General features: G+C 68.8%; 15 protein-coding genes. 5 read left to right on the plus strand and 10 right to left on the minus strand.

What is annotated here, in order from left to right:
• Positions 1-56: 56 nt before the first annotated feature.
• A complete protein-coding gene (locus IFR14_RS11820; RefSeq protein ID WP_137241641.1) occupies positions 57-821 on the plus strand; it encodes an SDR family oxidoreductase in 765 nt (254 codons plus the stop codon).
• Positions 822-890: 69 nt separating this feature from the next.
• On the opposite strand, the gene IFR14_RS11825 is transcribed toward IFR14_RS11820, so the two are convergent.
• Positions 891-1484, minus strand: a complete 594-nt coding sequence (locus IFR14_RS11825) for an HdeD family acid-resistance protein (protein WP_137241640.1) — start codon at positions 1482-1484, stop codon at positions 891-893.
• A 167-nt stretch (positions 1485-1651) separates the two neighbouring features.
• Between IFR14_RS11825 and IFR14_RS11830 the strand changes: the two genes are divergently transcribed.
• Entirely contained in the window at positions 1652-4024 is a 2373-nt protein-coding gene (locus tag IFR14_RS11830; RefSeq protein ID WP_191941125.1) for an ATP-binding cassette domain-containing protein, read from the plus strand.
• A 120-nt stretch (positions 4025-4144) separates the two neighbouring features.
• Here the strand turns inward: IFR14_RS11830 and IFR14_RS20900 are convergent, their stop codons facing one another.
• The 4 genes from IFR14_RS20900 to IFR14_RS11845 all read right to left on the minus strand — a co-directional run bounded on the left by IFR14_RS20900 (position 4145) and on the right by IFR14_RS11845 (position 7868).
• Positions 4145-4840, minus strand: coding sequence for a response regulator transcription factor (locus IFR14_RS20900; protein WP_229938910.1), 696 nt, complete (start codon positions 4838-4840; stop codon positions 4145-4147).
• Positions 4837-6048 (minus strand): sensor histidine kinase, encoded by a 1212-nt coding sequence (locus IFR14_RS20905; RefSeq protein ID WP_137241639.1) that lies wholly within the window; start codon positions 6046-6048, stop codon positions 4837-4839. The genes IFR14_RS20900 and IFR14_RS20905 overlap by 4 nt, the downstream gene beginning before the upstream one ends.
• A 63-nt stretch (positions 6049-6111) precedes the next feature.
• A complete protein-coding gene (locus tag IFR14_RS11840; RefSeq protein ID WP_191941126.1) occupies positions 6112-6933 on the minus strand; it encodes an ABC transporter permease in 822 nt (273 codons plus the stop codon).
• Between the two features lie 32 nt (positions 6934-6965).
• Positions 6966-7868, minus strand: coding sequence for an ABC transporter ATP-binding protein (locus IFR14_RS11845; RefSeq protein WP_191941316.1), 903 nt, complete (start codon positions 7866-7868; stop codon positions 6966-6968).
• A gap of 262 nt (positions 7869-8130) precedes the next feature.
• Between IFR14_RS11845 and IFR14_RS20615 the strand changes: the two genes are divergently transcribed.
• The gene (locus tag IFR14_RS20615; protein WP_198425042.1) at positions 8131-8709 is read left to right on the plus strand and encodes a TetR/AcrR family transcriptional regulator; all 579 of its coding nucleotides are present in this window, start codon (positions 8131-8133) and stop codon (positions 8707-8709) included.
• Positions 8710-8729: 20 nt separating this feature from the next.
• On the opposite strand, the gene IFR14_RS11855 is transcribed toward IFR14_RS20615, so the two are convergent.
• The 5 genes from IFR14_RS11855 to trpD form a co-directional block, all read right to left on the minus strand.
• Positions 8730-8954, minus strand: coding sequence for a hypothetical protein (locus IFR14_RS11855; RefSeq protein WP_133059937.1), 225 nt, complete (start codon positions 8952-8954; stop codon positions 8730-8732).
• A gap of 84 nt (positions 8955-9038) precedes the next feature.
• Positions 9039-9749, minus strand: a complete 711-nt coding sequence (gene dhaM, locus IFR14_RS11860; RefSeq protein WP_191941127.1) for a dihydroxyacetone kinase phosphoryl donor subunit DhaM — start codon at positions 9747-9749, stop codon at positions 9039-9041.
• Positions 9746-10390 carry a dihydroxyacetone kinase subunit DhaL gene (dhaL, locus tag IFR14_RS11865; protein WP_191941128.1) on the minus strand — a complete coding sequence of 215 codons (645 nt, stop codon included), beginning with the start codon at positions 10388-10390 and terminating at the stop codon, positions 9746-9748. The genes dhaM and dhaL overlap by 4 nt, the downstream gene beginning before the upstream one ends.
• 4 nt (positions 10391-10394) lie before the next feature.
• Entirely contained in the window at positions 10395-11396 is a 1002-nt protein-coding gene (dhaK, locus tag IFR14_RS11870) for a dihydroxyacetone kinase subunit DhaK (RefSeq protein WP_191941129.1), read from the minus strand.
• 116 nt (positions 11397-11512) lie between these two features.
• A complete protein-coding gene (gene trpD / locus IFR14_RS11875; RefSeq protein ID WP_086473228.1) occupies positions 11513-12574 on the minus strand; it encodes an anthranilate phosphoribosyltransferase in 1062 nt (353 codons plus the stop codon).
• A 183-nt stretch (positions 12575-12757) separates the two neighbouring features.
• Between trpD and ctaE the strand changes: the two genes are divergently transcribed.
• Together ctaE and qcrC are read left to right on the plus strand one after the other, a co-directional pair.
• Entirely contained in the window at positions 12758-13387 is a 630-nt protein-coding gene (gene ctaE / locus IFR14_RS11880; RefSeq protein ID WP_428844491.1) for an aa3-type cytochrome oxidase subunit III, read from the plus strand.
• A gap of 18 nt (positions 13388-13405) precedes the next feature.
• Positions 13406-14251, plus strand: a complete 846-nt coding sequence (gene qcrC / locus IFR14_RS11885; protein WP_064296976.1) for a cytochrome bc1 complex diheme cytochrome c subunit — start codon at positions 13406-13408, stop codon at positions 14249-14251.

Below are 14251 nucleotides of genomic sequence, written 5' to 3' on the forward strand. Positions count from 1 at the left end.
GTCATTGGCTGGAACCAGCCGCCGATGAGCGGCCCCAGATCTGAAGGAGCCCTCACGTGACGAACCCCCTGGCCGCCGGATCCCTCTCCGGGAAGAACGTCCTCGTGACGGGCTCGTCCCGCGGCATCGGTGCCGACACCATCCGGTACTTCGCCGGTGCCGGCGCCAACGTCGTGATCAACTACCGGAACAAGGAGGCTCGCGCCGTCAAGCTCGCCGACGAGGTGCGAGCCCTCGGTGTGCAGGCCCTGGTGGTCGGAGCCGACCTCACCGACCCCGCCTCGGTCGCCGCCATGTTCGCGACGACGAAGGCCGACCTCGGCGACCTCGACGTCCTGGTGCTGAACGCCTCCGGAGGGATGGAGAGCGGCATGGCCGAGGACTACGCCATGCAGCTCAACCGTGACGCACAGGTGAGCGTCGTCGAACAGGCCCTCCCGCTCCTCCACCCCGGCTCGCGGATCGTGTTCGTCACGAGCCACCAGGCGCACTTCATCCGGACCACGCCGACGATGCCCGAGTACGTGCCGGTCGCGACCTCCAAGCGCGCGGGCGAGGATGCGCTCCGCGCCAAGCAGGACCAGTTCGACGCCGCCGGTGTCGAGTTCGTGGTCGTCTCGGGCGACATGATCGAGGGGACCATCACCGCGACCCTCCTCGAACGCGCCAACCCCGGTGCGATCAGCTCCCGCAAGGAGTCGGCCGGTCGTCTCTACAACGTGGGCGAGTTCGCGGCCGAGGTCGCCTCGGCCGCCGTGGACCCGATCCCCGAGGACCACACCCGCTACGTGGGGGACACGAGCGACTTCATCGCCGAGTAGGCGACGATCCTGACACGACGAACGCCCGGTCCCTCGAGGGGCCGGGCGTTCGTCGTCCTGCCACCCGGGTCAGCCGGCGAGACCGGCCCGCTTCACCTGCTTGCCGAAGGTGATCGCCTGGATGATCTCGACGACGCCGGCCGCGATGAGGAAGAACGCGGTGACGAGCAGCAGGGTCACGGCGGCGAGCAGCGGGTTCGCGAGCACGAACACGCCGGCGACGACGCTGATGACGCCGTAGAGGATGGTGATCCACCGCGACACGTCCGGTGCCGAGTCGAACAACGAGGCCACGCCCTCGACGATCCAGGAGACACCGATCACGAAGACGAGTGCGCCGATGCCGAGCAGCGGATCGATGAAGATGTAGACGCCGGCGGCGAGCAGCAGCACACCGAACACGATCGTGAGGACCCGCCAGAGTCCGCCGTGCTCACGGGCGACGACGCCACGCGTGATGCGGGCGATCCCGGCGATCAGGAAGTAGACGGCGAAGATCCACGCGACGGCGACCAGCGAGGCCTTCGGCGCGACCAGCAGGAAGACACCCAAGAGGATCGTGAGGATCCCACCGACGGCGAAGGCCCATCGGACACCGGAGATCTGGCTCGTGGTCAGCTTGGCGGAGTTCAGCGTGTAGGTGGTGGTGGATGATTCGGACATGGTCGGCTCCTGACGGTGGACAGTGCGGCGCTCCCGAGCAGACCGGGTGCGTTCCACCAGTGTGACGCATTCACACAGGTGTTTCACAGCATGACCTTCGTGGTCGCGCGGGCCCGGTGCCGATCCAGGCGAGACGCCAGCAGATGACGACGGATACGCTGATCGCCATGACCGAGACGCCGATGCACACCAGGGCCGCCGACAGCCACGACGTCATCCGGGTCAGGGGTGCTCGCGAGCACAATCTGCGCGAGGTCGACGTCGACCTCCCGAAGCGCCGCCTCACCCTGTTCACGGGTGTGTCCGGCTCGGGGAAGAGCTCGCTCGTCTTCGGGACGATCGCCGCCGAGTCGCAGCGGATGATCAACGAGACCTACAGCGCGTTCGTCCAGGGCTTCATGCCGTCGCAGGCGCGGCCCGACGTCGACGTGCTCGAGGGACTCACCACGGCGATCATCGTCGACCAGGAGCGGATGGGCGCGAACTCACGTTCGACGGTGGGCACGGCGACCGACGCGAACACCATGCTGCGCATCCTCTTCAGTCGGATCGGAGACCCGTCCATCGGGTCTCCGCAGGCCTTCTCCTTCAACGTCGCCTCGATCAGCGGCGCCGGGGCGGTGACCATCGAGCGCGGGGGACAGAGCACGAAGGAACGGCGGAGCTTCTCGATCACCGGCGGCATGTGCCCGCGGTGCGAGGGGATGGGGACCGTGAACGACATCGACCGTACCCAGCTCTACGACGCCACGAAGTCGCTCAACCAGGGCGCGCTCACGATCCCCGGCTACACACCCGACGGCTGGGGTGTGCGGATCTTCACCGGATCCGGATTCCTCGACGCGGACAAGCCCATCCAGGACTACACGGAGCGGGAGCTCCACGACTTCCTCCACAAGGAGCCGGTGAAGGTCAAGGTCGGCGACATCAACATGACCTACGAGGGCCTGATCCCGAAGGTGCAGAAGTCGTTCCTCTCGAAGGACCGTGAGGCGATGCAGCCGCACATCCGCGCATTCGTCGACCGCGCCGTCACCTTCACCACGTGTCCGGCGTGTGAGGGGACCCGCCTGAGCGAGGGCGCACGGAGTTCGCGCATCGCCGGTCGGAACATCGCCGAACTGTGCGCGATGCAGATCAGCGACCTCGCGGCGTGGACCCGGGCGCTCGACGAACCGTCGGTGCGCCCGCTCCTGACGGTCCTCCAGGAGACGCTGGACTCCTTCGTCGCCATCGGGCTGGGATACCTGTCACTCGACCGCACGACGGGCACCCTCTCGGGTGGGGAGGCGCAGCGGACGAAGATGATCCGCCATCTGGGGTCGTCGCTCACCGACGTGACCTACGTGTTCGACGAGCCGACCGTCGGACTGCACCCGCATGACATCCAGCGGATGAACGAACTGCTCCTCCGGCTCCGCGACAAGGGGAACACCGTCCTCGTGGTGGAGCACAAGCCGGAGACGATCACGATCGCCGACCACGTCGTCGACCTCGGCCCCGGAGCCGGGACCGGCGGGGGACAGGTGACGTTCCAGGGGAGTGTGGACGGCCTCCGGGCGAGCGACACGCTCACCGGACGCCACTTCGACGACCGCGCCGCGCTCAAGTCGGCGTTGCGTCGACCGACCGGTGTCATCGAGATCCGCGGCGCCGACCGGCACAACCTGCAGGGCGTCGACGTCGACGTGCCGCTCGGCGTCCTCGTGGTCGTCACGGGAGTCGCCGGCTCGGGCAAGAGCTCGCTCATCCACGGCTCGGTCGCCGGGCGTCCCGGCGTGGTGACGGTCGACCAGAGCCCGATCCGCGGCTCGCGTCGCAGTAACCCGGCGACGTACACGGGTCTGCTCGAGCCCATCCGCAAGGCGTTCGCGAAGGCCAACGGGGTCAAGCCGGCGCTGTTCAGCTCGAACTCGGCGGGAGCCTGCCCGAACTGCAACGGCGCCGGGGTCGTCTTCACCGATCTCGGCGTCATGGCGAGCGTCTCGACCGTCTGCGAGGTGTGCGAGGGCCGCCGGTTCGATGCTTCCGTTCTGGAATATCAGCTGGGGGAGCGGGACATCAGCGAGGTGCTCGCGATGTCGGTGACGGAGGCCGAGGCCTTCTTCGCCGACGGGCCGGCCCGGACGCCCGCAGCGCACGTCATCCTGGCGCGACTCGCCGACGTCGGGCTCGGCTACGTCAGCCTCGGACAGCCGTTGACGACCCTGTCAGGAGGTGAACGACAGCGACTCAAGCTGGCGACACAGATGGCCGATTCGGGCGAGGTCTACATCCTGGACGAGCCGACGACGGGCCTGCACCTCGCCGATGTGGAGAATCTGCTCGGGCTCCTGGACCGGTTGGTGGACTCCGGCAAGTCGGTCATCGTCATCGAGCATCATCAGGCGGTCATGGCGCATGCGGACTGGATCGTCGACCTCGGACCCGGCGCAGGTCATGACGGCGGACGCCTGGTGTTCACCGGGACGCCCGCAGCGCTCGTCGCCGATCGCTCGACGCTGACCGGAGAACATCTCGCTCGGTACATCGGCTCCTGACGCGCCCCGGTCGCCATCGCGATCCTCAGGTCGGTGATGCAGGCCGACGTGACCCGATCCGACCCCGCTCGCGGCGGGCTTTAAAGAGCTGATAATGCACATTATGTCAACTCACCCGAATCAGCCCCGCCCCGCGGCTCGGGTTCGGATGTCCTGTCCCAGGATCACCGCGTGGACCCGGTCGCGGAGGTGCAACTTGGCGAAGATCCGGTTGACGTGCGTTTTGACCGTGGACGGCGACAGGTGGAGTGCGTCGGAGATCTCACGATTCGACAGCCCGACGACGATGCATCCGAACACGTCGAGCTCGCGCGGGCTGAGCGGGTCCAGCGGGTGGGCTGTCCCACCTGCTCCCCCGTGCTCGCGCGACCGTCCACCGGAGGCATAGTGCTCGATGAGTCGCTTCGTGATCCTGGGTTCGACGACGGCATCGCCGGCATGGATCGTCCGAACAGCCTCCTGCAATTGGTCTGGTGGGGTGCTCTTCAGCAGGAAGGCGCTGGCGCCGGCGTGGAGGCCTCCGAACGCGTACTCGTCGATGTCGAAGGTGGTGAGGATGAGGACGCGTGTGGCCGGGTGGACCGTGGTGATGATCCTGGTCGCTTCGACGCCGCCCATGCCGGGCATCCGCACATCCATGAGGACGACGTCCGGTCGCAGTTCCCGTGCACGCCGAATCGCCTCCTCACCTGTCGCCGCCTCCCCCACGACCTCGATGTCGGGCGCGGAATCCAGGGTCAGCGCGCTGCCCACCCGGACGAGTTCCTGGTCGTCCACCACCAGCACGCTGATGATCGAGGGACTGGTCGTGCTCACGTCGCTGCTCCTCGGTCGATGTGCAGCGTCACGCTCGTCGACCAGCCCCCGCCCGCGCACGGACCTGCTTCGCTCGTGCCGCCGTACGCCGCGGCTCGAGCGGCGATACCCGGGAGCCCCTGCCCACTCCCCTGGCTCGGAGCACGAGTTCGGTGGGTGTCGATGCGGCCGTCGTCGGTGACCCGCACCGCGACGGTGCCGGGCGCCACGTCGATGCCGACCTCGACTCGCGTGGGGCCGACGGCGTACCGCAACACGTTGGTGAGCGACTCCTGGACGATCCGGTAGACCGTCGTCACCAGAGCGGGCTGCTCCGGCATGGCCCCGCCGGAGCATGTGAGCGTGACGGGCATGCCGGTGCTGCGGAAGATTTCGACGACCTCCTCCACGTCGGAGACGTTGTGTCCCGACCGATGCAGGCGCTGATCCAGCACCGCATCGCCCTCTCGGAGTACCTGCAGGACGCGGTTCATCTCGCCCAGCGCGCTGCGCCCGACACCACCCAGCTGCTCAAGCGCTCGGGCCGACCGCCCGGGGTGCCGTTCCCAGCCGCTGGACGCCCCGTCCGCGAGGGAGATCATCGTCGACAGCGAGTGGGCGACGACATCGTGCATCTCCGCGGCGATCCGCTGCCGCTCCACCACCCGCGCCGTGGTGAGTCGTTGGTTCACGAGTTGCGTGAGGGCCGCTCGGCGCTGCGTCACACCGCGGGCGGCGACACCTGCGGCAAGAGCGAGCAGCGCCAGCGGTTCCAGCAACGACGGGGCCTGGGTCGACCCCGTCATGAGCAGACGGACGAGCAGTCCCGAAGCGGGGAGCCCCACGAGGACCACGTAGCCCGACAGCGCGGCTCTGGTGGGCAGCATGGCGGCTACCGTATACAGCGCGACGGCGGCGGGCAGCGTCACCGGTGCGACGGGGGCGGGCAAGAGCACACCCGCCGTGTTCGCGAGCGCGACGGCGACGAGAATCGCCCGCGGATACCGACGCCGCCACAACAGGAGCACGCTCGAGAGGATCACCAACGGCAACCCCGGCCAGAGCGATTGCGCACCCGGCAGGACCAGCCCGAGCGCCTGGACCAGGAGACAGGTCCCAGCGACCAGTGCGTCGACCACACGCCGGTGGGCGCTGAACCAGCGCAGCATGCGTGTGCCGAGGACACGGTCGACCTCCGCGGCGTCCACGATCGGCTGGATCGCACTCATACCCTTGCCACCTCCACGCTGAGCTCGGCTCTCATTCTCCCTCGCGCACCTCGTGGGCACCGTTCAGGCGTCCCGGCGAAGGAACGTGATCGCTGCGACGACGAACGACGCCAGCGTCCAGATCAGCAGAACGGCGTACCCGGTCCACGGTCCCATCGGGTCCGTACCGGTCGGGGCGAGGAGCAGGGAGCCGGCCTGGATCGGGAAGAAGCGGGTGATCTCGGTGCCGTATTCGGAGAACATCTGCGGGATCACCGGCACGATGAGGAGGAACACGATCGTCGCGAGCACCGCGGCGACGACGTTGCGGATGATGGTGCCGAGTGCGATTCCGAGGATGCTGATGGTGGCCAGATAGAGCCCGGATCCGAGCACCAACCGCGCCAGGTCGGGTGTCTCCAGCACATAGCCGTACCCGCCCCCTGCCAGGATGATGGGCGCGAGCGCGAACCCGACGGCTGCGCTGACGACACCGATGAGGAACGAGACACCCGCGATGATCGAGGCCTTCGCGACGAGCACCGCCGTCCGGCGCGGAACCGCGAGCAGCGTCGTGCCGATCTGAGCGGACCGGTACTCGTTCGTGATCATCAGGACGGCGAGCACCGCGAGGACGATGCCGACGTAGCCGGTCTTGTCGACGATCATCTCGGGGTAGGCGTCGTAGTCCGCCTTCGGTGACTCGCGGTCGCGGAAGACGTACGCCCAGGGCATCGCGATCCCGTTCGCGGTCAGCAGCAGGAACGCGAATCCTGCGAGGACGTGGTTCGAGGCGAGTCCACGGAACTTGATCCATTCGGAGACGATGGTGCCGCCGAGGCTGACATCGCTTGCGGAGAAGCGCCGCACGACGGGTGCTGCGGCCATGCCGGTGGTGGTGCTCATGAGGATGGTGTCCTTTCGAGGGGGACGCGACGTCAGGCGGAGACGAATTCCTGCGCGTCGCGGGTGAGTCGGTTGTAGGCCTCTTCGAGGGTCTGGCGCAGGGGCGTCAGCTCAGTGATCAGCACTCCCGCCTCGTGCGCGGCACGGGCGATCTGCTCCGCGGAGAGGCCCTCCACGTCCAGCACGCCCGGCTCGCTCGACGCGACGGTCGCCCCCGCTGAGGTGATCCGGCGAGTGAGTGCAGGCGCATCGAGGGCGCGAACACGGACACGACCGTCTCCCTGCTCGGTGAGCGAACCGATGGGAGCGTCCGCGATGATCTCGCCGCGACCGATGATGATCACGTGGTCCGCGATGAGCGCGAGCTCGTTCAGGAGGTGCGAGGACAGGAACACCGTCCGCCCCTCGGCCGCCAGCCGGGCCAGGAGCTCCCGGACCCAGGTCACGCCCTCGGGGTCCAGGCCGTTGACCGGCTCGTCGAGGATGAGCGTGCCCGGATCGCCCAGCAGTGCCGCGGCGATCCCCAAGCGCTGACCCATCCCCAGGGAGAACCCGCCGACCTTCTTCCTGGCGACCGCGCTGAGACCCGTCGCCTCGAGCACCTCGTCGACGCGCGAGCGCGGAATGCGGTGCGTCGCCGCGATCGAGGCGAGGTGGTTCAGCGCCGAGCGCGACCGGTGCGCCGCCCTCGCGTCCAGCAGAGCACCGACCTCGCGCAGCGGCGCGGCGAACGCTCGGTACTCAGAGCCGTCGATACGTGCACGACCAGCGGTGGGACGGTCGAGCCCGACGATCGAACGCATCGTCGTGGACTTGCCGGCGCCGTTCGGCCCCAGGAACCCGGTGACCTTGCCCGATTGGACACTGAAACTCACATCGCGCACCGCGTACGTGCCTCGGTATGCTTTGGTCAGCCCCTCCACGTCGATCGTCATGGCGTCTTCCTCCTGCTCGTAGCGGTTGCCTCGTGCCATCGACGCTACGGACGCGTGTGCGTCGGCGACTGCCAACCAGGGGTTGATCGTCATCGTCGGACTCAGCGGCGAACTGACCGCCGAGCGTCCGACCGTGAGGGAGCACCGCCTTGCGCTCCGGGCTGCGCGACATGATCGCTCAGCCGGGAAGTCGCCTCTGACCTGGACCGAATTGATAGAGTGCGTGCTCTAGAGTGAGTGCTCTAGGAATACGGGAGCAGTCATGCCGAGAATCGTCGACCCACAGCGGTTCACCGCGCGCCAGACCGCGATCCTCGCTGCGGCCTACCGCTGCTTCGCCACCGAGGGGTATGAGACCACCTCGACGGCGGACATCTGCCGGGCGGCGGACATCTCCTCGGGGACCCTGTTCCACTACTTCCCCACCAAGCTCGACATCCTGGTCACGCTGCTGCGGGTGAGCGCCGCCTGGACCGAGGATCAACTGCACCTCGCCACGCGAGCCGGGCCTGGGCGCCCTGCGTTGACCACCTATCTCGGCGCACTCGACCGCCAACGGGCCGCCGACCAGACGGTCGGTTTCGCTCGCGCGGTCCAAGGGATGGCGCATCTCCACGCCGTGGCGGCCGTCCTCGAGGTCGAGCGGGACATGGTGGACCGCTTCTTCCTCGACCACATCACCGAGGCGGTTCGCACCAGCGCTGCCCGCTCCGACGCCACGCCGGAGCAGCTCGTCCGATGGGTGCGCTGGCTCGTCGACGGCAGCGCACTGCACGAGACGCCGGCATCGAGCACAACGGGTGTCAGCGTCGCCGTCCGGTCGTTGCTCCTCCTCGGATGACGGCGTAGGCCACCGGGTCGTCAGGCCGACGGAGCAGGTCGATCGGGGTCCTGGTCCCAGAGCGGCATCCCGAACTCGTTGACCGGGACGGCGGACTGCGCCGGGTCCGGAAGCCGCTCCCCCGTCGGGCAGGTCATGAAGTGATCGTGCCCGGAGGAACGGTCGAAGGTGTGCTCGGCGAGCGGATGGCCACAGACCGTGCACTGGCGGTCTTCGGTGTCCGACGTCTTCGTCTGCTCGTTCATGCGGGTCATGCTACGCCGACCGTCGGCGTCGACCACCCCGTTGCGCACGGGGCGCCGACCTGCTTCCGCCCTGAGCGCGACCCGTCAGACCTCTCCGAAGCCGGATTCGATGAGCGACGCCAGTGCCCCGATTGCATCCTCCGCGTCCGGACCGTCCGCCTGCAGCTCCACGACCGCCCCTTTGACGAGGCCCAGTGACATGATCCCGAGCAGGCTCTTGGCGTCCTTCCCGTTCACGACCACCTTGGCCGCGAACGTGCTCGCCAGCTTCACGAACTCCGCAGCGGGTCGAGCGTGGAGCCCGTCCTTGTTCCGCAGGGTCACGGAGGCTGCGGCGTGGGGCGCTGTCGGGTCGTCGGACCCACCCGCCCGAGTCGCCTCGTCGGCGCCGTGCTGGGCAGGGTCACCGCCGGCTGCAGACCGCGCGGCGTCCACGACCTCGTCGAGCGACGCGCCGGTCTGCGCGGCCACGGCTGCGGCGACCCCGCCTTCGACGAGCGGGGCGTCGACGATGCGTACCCGGCCTCGGACGTCGTCGTCGAGGAAGTCGAGTGCCGTCTCAGCGGTCAGGATCGCCGATCCCAGATCGCACAGCACCACCACCCCGGCCCCGGAGTCCACGGCGGCGATCCCGGCGGACACCAGCTCGAAGCTCGTGCCGATCCCTCCGTCATCGGTACCGCCGGCTGCGGCGAGGGCCGCGTCGGGGGCCATCTGGCGCGCCAGGGCGATGAGCCCCTCCGCGATCAGCGCGCTGTGCGAGACGAAGACGAGGCCGACGGCTCCCCCGCTCATGCAGCACCCTCCCCAGCGGCAGCAGCCGCCGCTTGCAGGAGGTAGGAGGTGGACTGCGCCCCGGGGTCGCGGTGCCCGATGGCCCGTTCACCGAGGTAGCTGGCACGCCCCTTGCGGGCGACGAGCGGTTCGGTCGCGGCGGCGCCACCCCACGCGGCCTCCGCGGCTGCGGCCAGTACCCGTGCCGGCGACTCCCCCGCCTCCGCCGCCGCTGATGCAGCGTCCACGGCGGGTGTCCACGCGTCGACCATGGTCTTGTCGCCGACCTCGGCCTTGCCACGGAGCACGATCCCGTCGCGTGCCGCCGTCAGCAGGGCTACGACGGCATCGGCGTCGAGGTCCTCCTGGCCGCCCACGGCGATCGACGCCTTGAGCAGCGCGGTGCCGTACAGCGGGCCGCTCGCGCCTCCGACGGTCGAGATGAGCGTCGTCGCGGCGAGCTTGAGGATGTCCGCGGGCGTCGCATCGTCAGGCTGCTCGTCGAGCTTCGGCAGGATCGCGGAGAACCCGCGGTCGAGGTTCTCGCCATGGTCACCGTCCCCGATGTCGCGGTCGAGCGTGATCAGCTCCACCCGATGCTCTGCGACGACCGCCGCACTCCCCCGCATCCAGGCGATCGCCCAGGCTCCGTCCAATCCCATCCGTCTACCGTCCCCACCGGAGCGCCGCGGTCTGCACCGGGGCGTCCCACAATTCGATCAGTTCGTCGTCGAGTTTCAGGAGGGTGATCGACACACCCTGCATCTCGAGGCTGGTCGTGTAGTTCCCCACGAGCGACCGTGCCACCTCGATCCCGCGCTCCGCGAGCGCCTCGGCCACGCGGCGGAAGACGATGAAGAGCTCGACCTGCGGCGTCCCGCCCATCCCGTTCACCAGGACGAGGGCCCGCTCGCCCGGCGCGTACGGCAAGTCCTCGAGGATGGCGGCGAGCAGCCGGTCGACGATCCGGTCGGCGGGCTCCAGCGGGATGCGTTCACGGCCGGGCTCACCGTGGATCCCGATGCCGATCTCGATCTCGTCGTCGGCCAAGGTGAAACTCGGCTCGCCCGCGTGCGGGACGACGCACGGCGTGAGTGCCACGCCCATCGTGCGGGTGCGCTCGTTGACCTTCGTCGCGAGGTCGGCGACCTCGTCGAGTCCTCCCCCGGCCTCGGCACGTGCCCCGGCGAGCTTCTCCACGAGGACGGTGCCGGCGACACCCCGTCGCCCGGCCGTGTAGAGCGAGTCCTTCACCGCGACGTCGTCGTCGACGATGACCGACCGCACCTCGATGCCCTCGGCCAGCGCGAGGTCCGCCGCGGTCTCGAAGTTGAGGACGTCGCCCGTGTAGTTCTTGACGATGTGCAGGACGCCGGCACCACCGTCCACAGCCTTCGTGGCGGCGAGGATGGGGTCCGGAGTGGGCGAGGTGAACACCGGGCCTGGTACGGCGGCGTCGAGCATCCCGAATCCGACGAACCCGCCGTGGAGGGGTTCGTGCCCGCTGCCACCGCCGCTCACGATCCCCACCTTCCCGGCGACCGGGGCATCGGCTCGGGCGATGAACACCGGGTCGAGCGACACGGTGACGAGGTCGGGGTGCGCGACGCCGAAACCGGCCACCGCCTCGACGACGACGTCCTTGGGATCATTGATGAGCTTCTTCATTGAATCCTCCTGCAAGATCGGTTCGGGTCCGCCGACCGGGTACGCCGGCATCGGGTCTCAACCTACGCGCTGCGGCCCACCGCCGGTAGGGCCGGAAGACCCGGCCACGGCGCGGATCAGCGCGAGCCGAGCGTGCGGGTGGCGTCCACCCAGGCGTCGAGTGTCGCGGTCGCCGCACCCGAGTCGATGACGGCCGCGGCGGACACGAGCGCTGCGGCGAACCGCTCGAGGATCGGCCGCTGGGCCTGCGTCGGATCCTCCGACAGTTCGAACGCCACGATCCCGGCCGCGGCGTTCAGCAGGACGATGTCGCGGACGGGACCCTCCTCGCCGGCCAGCGTGGCGCGCACGACACCGGCGTTGTGCTGGGCGTCACCGCCGATGAGATCGTCGATCGACGCACGGCGGATGCCGAGTTCCCGGGGATCCAGGTCGTGCTCGGTGACGGCTCCGCGGGTGATCTCCCAGAGGTGGCTGTGTCCCGTCGTCGTCAGTTCGTCGAGTCCGTCGTCGCCCCGGAAGACGAGGGCGGTCGCCCCGCGCGTCTGGAAGACGCCCACGAACAACGGGATGCGGTCGGCGTGCGCGACGCCGACCGCCGACGCCTCCGGGCGGGCCGGGTTGACGAGCGGGCCCAGGAAGTTGAAGACCGTCGGCACGCCGAGCTCCGCACGAACCGCCCCTGCGTGGCCGAAACCGGGGTGGAACGCCGCCGCGTACGCGAAGGTGATGCCCGTCGACGCCAGCACCTCCCCCACCAGGTCCGTCGGCAGGGCGAGGTCGACGCCGAGCGCCGAGAGCACGTCGCTCGATCCCGAGGCGGAGCTCGCCGCGCGGTTGCCGTGCTTGATGACCGGGATGCCCGTCGCGGCCGCGACGATGGACGCGGTCGTCGAGATGTTGACCGTGCCGAAGCGGTCGCCGCCGGTGCCGACGATGTCGAGGGCCCGAGACGGGGCGACGAGCGGCTTCGCGTGGTCGAGGATCGCGTCGCGGAACCCGACGATCTCGTCCACCGTCTCCCCCTTCCGACGCAACGCGATGAGGAAGCCGGCCAGCTGGGCGTCCGTCACCTGACCGGTCATGATCCGTTCCATCGCCCACGTCGACTCCGACACACTGAGATCGGTTCCGGCGAGCAGGTCGCCGATGAGCGTCGGCCAGGTCGTGAGAGGCATGTCGACGATCTTACAAGCGCGACTCGCCGACGCCTCGAGCGGCCTGTGGAGGCGAAGATCACATGAATCCCGCAGCAGAACCGAAGATTCCGGTCAGGAAATAAGGCTAGCCTTACTGATCCGAGCGTGCTCGCCGCCCCCGAAATGCGAAAAACCGCTCCGGCTTTCGGCCATAATGGAGGGGTGACGAGCACCTCAATCAACCTTGCGCCGAGCGCGCCCCGGATCAACCGACCGAACACGGTCGCGGTTGGAACGATCGTCTGGCTGGGCAGCGAGGTCATGTTCTTCGCCGGCCTCTTCGCGATCTACTTCACGCTGCGATCGATGGCTCCCGAGCTGTGGGCGGCCGAAGCCGGTCGCCTGAACGTCCCGTACTCGACGATCAACACGATCATCCTCGTGTCCTCGTCGTTCACGTGCCAGTTCGGCGTCTTCGCAGCGGAGCGCATGCAGCCCCGCATGACGGGCTGGAGCCCGCGCAAGTGGGGCATGGTCGAGTGGTTCTTCCTCACCTACGCCCTGGGCGCCGTGTTCGTCTCCGGCCAGATCCTCGAGTACGCGACGCTCGTCAGCGAGGGCATCTCCCTCAGCTCGAACGCGTACGGCTCGGCGTTCTACCTCACGACCGGCTTCCACGGCCTGCACGTGACCGGTGGCCTCATCGCCTTCCTCCTCGTGATCGGCCGTGCCTACGCCGTCAAACGATTCGGCCACAAGGAGGCGACGAGCGCCATCGTCGTCTCGTACTACTGGCACTTCGTCGACGTCGTGTGGATCGGCCTCTACTTCGTCATCTACATCCTGCGCTGACCCGGAATGACTGACTCCATGAAGACTGACCCCACCCAGACGACGACCACCAAGGCGTCCAAGAAGGCCGCCCGCGCCACGCGCAAGAGCGGCCGCCGCAGCCCGTTCGCCTCGGCGGCGCTGCTCGCGATCGGCCTCCTCGTGACCGGTGGCGCCTACGCAGCCGTCAGCGTCAGCACGGCCAGCGCAGAGCCCGTCGCCGCTGCCAAGTCACAGGCCTCCGTCGACGAGGGCGAGAAGCTCTTCTCCGCGAACTGCGCCACCTGCCACGGCCTCGACATGCAGGGCACGACCGCCGGACCGAGCCTCCTCGGCGTCGGTGCCGCCGCCGTCGACTTCCAGGTCGGCACCGGCCGGATGCCGCTGCAGAACCAGGGCCCGCAGGCCCCGGAGAAGCCCGTGCAGTTCACCGAGGAGCAGATCTCCTCCCTCGCGGCCTACGTCGCCTCGGTCGCACCCGGTCCGGAGATCCCCGAGGAGCAGTACCTCGACGGTGAGGGCGACGCCTCGAACGGCGCACAGCTCTTCCGCATCAACTGCGCGATGTGCCACAACGTCGCAGCCGCCGGTGGCGCCCTGACCGAGGGAAAGTACGCTCCCTCGCTCGTCGGCGTCAGCGCCGCCCACATCTACGAGGCCATGATCACCGGCCCGCAGAACATGCCCGTCTTCAACGACATGAACCTCTCCCCCGAGGACAAGCGCGACATCATCACCGCGCTCAAGTTCATGGAGAAGAACCCGTCACCGGGCGGCAACGACCTCGGCTCGCTCGGCCCCGTCTCCGAGGGCCTGTTCCTCTGGATCTTCGGCCTCGGCTCGATCGTGGCCCTCACCGTCTGGATCACCGCGAAGTCGAACTGA

Origin of the sequence: Plantibacter sp. CFBP 8775, from assembly GCF_014839505.1 — a bacterium.
GTDB classification, from domain to species: domain Bacteria; phylum Actinomycetota; class Actinomycetes; order Actinomycetales; family Microbacteriaceae; genus Plantibacter; species Plantibacter auratus.

Bases quoted from the DNA above. Each gene is read 5' to 3' on its own strand.
- IFR14_RS11825 (WP_137241640.1), bottom strand. From the start codon at position 1,484: ATGTCCGAATCATCCACCACCACCTACACGCTGAACTCCGCCAAGCTG.
- IFR14_RS11830 (WP_191941125.1), top strand. From the start codon at position 1,652: ATGACCGAGACGCCGATGCACACCAGGGCCGCCGACAGCCACGACGTC.
- IFR14_RS20905 (WP_137241639.1), bottom strand. From the start codon at position 6,048: ATGAGTGCGATCCAGCCGATCGTGGACGCCGCGGAGGTCGACCGTGTC.
- IFR14_RS11840 (WP_191941126.1), bottom strand. From the start codon at position 6,933: ATGAGCACCACCACCGGCATGGCCGCAGCACCCGTCGTGCGGCGCTTC.
- IFR14_RS11845 (WP_191941316.1), bottom strand. From the start codon at position 7,868: ATGACGATCGACGTGGAGGGGCTGACCAAAGCATACCGAGGCACGTAC.
- IFR14_RS20615 (WP_198425042.1), top strand. From the start codon at position 8,131: ATGCCGAGAATCGTCGACCCACAGCGGTTCACCGCGCGCCAGACCGCG.
- IFR14_RS11855 (WP_133059937.1), bottom strand. From the start codon at position 8,954: ATGAACGAGCAGACGAAGACGTCGGACACCGAAGACCGCCAGTGCACG.
- dhaM (WP_191941127.1), bottom strand. From the start codon at position 9,749: ATGAGCGGGGGAGCCGTCGGCCTCGTCTTCGTCTCGCACAGCGCGCTG.
- dhaL (WP_191941128.1), bottom strand. From the start codon at position 10,390: ATGGGATTGGACGGAGCCTGGGCGATCGCCTGGATGCGGGGGAGTGCG.
- dhaK (WP_191941129.1), bottom strand. From the start codon at position 11,396: ATGAAGAAGCTCATCAATGATCCCAAGGACGTCGTCGTCGAGGCGGTG.
- trpD (WP_086473228.1), bottom strand. From the start codon at position 12,574: ATGCCTCTCACGACCTGGCCGACGCTCATCGGCGACCTGCTCGCCGGA.
- qcrC (WP_064296976.1), top strand. From the start codon at position 13,406: ATGAAGACTGACCCCACCCAGACGACGACCACCAAGGCGTCCAAGAAG.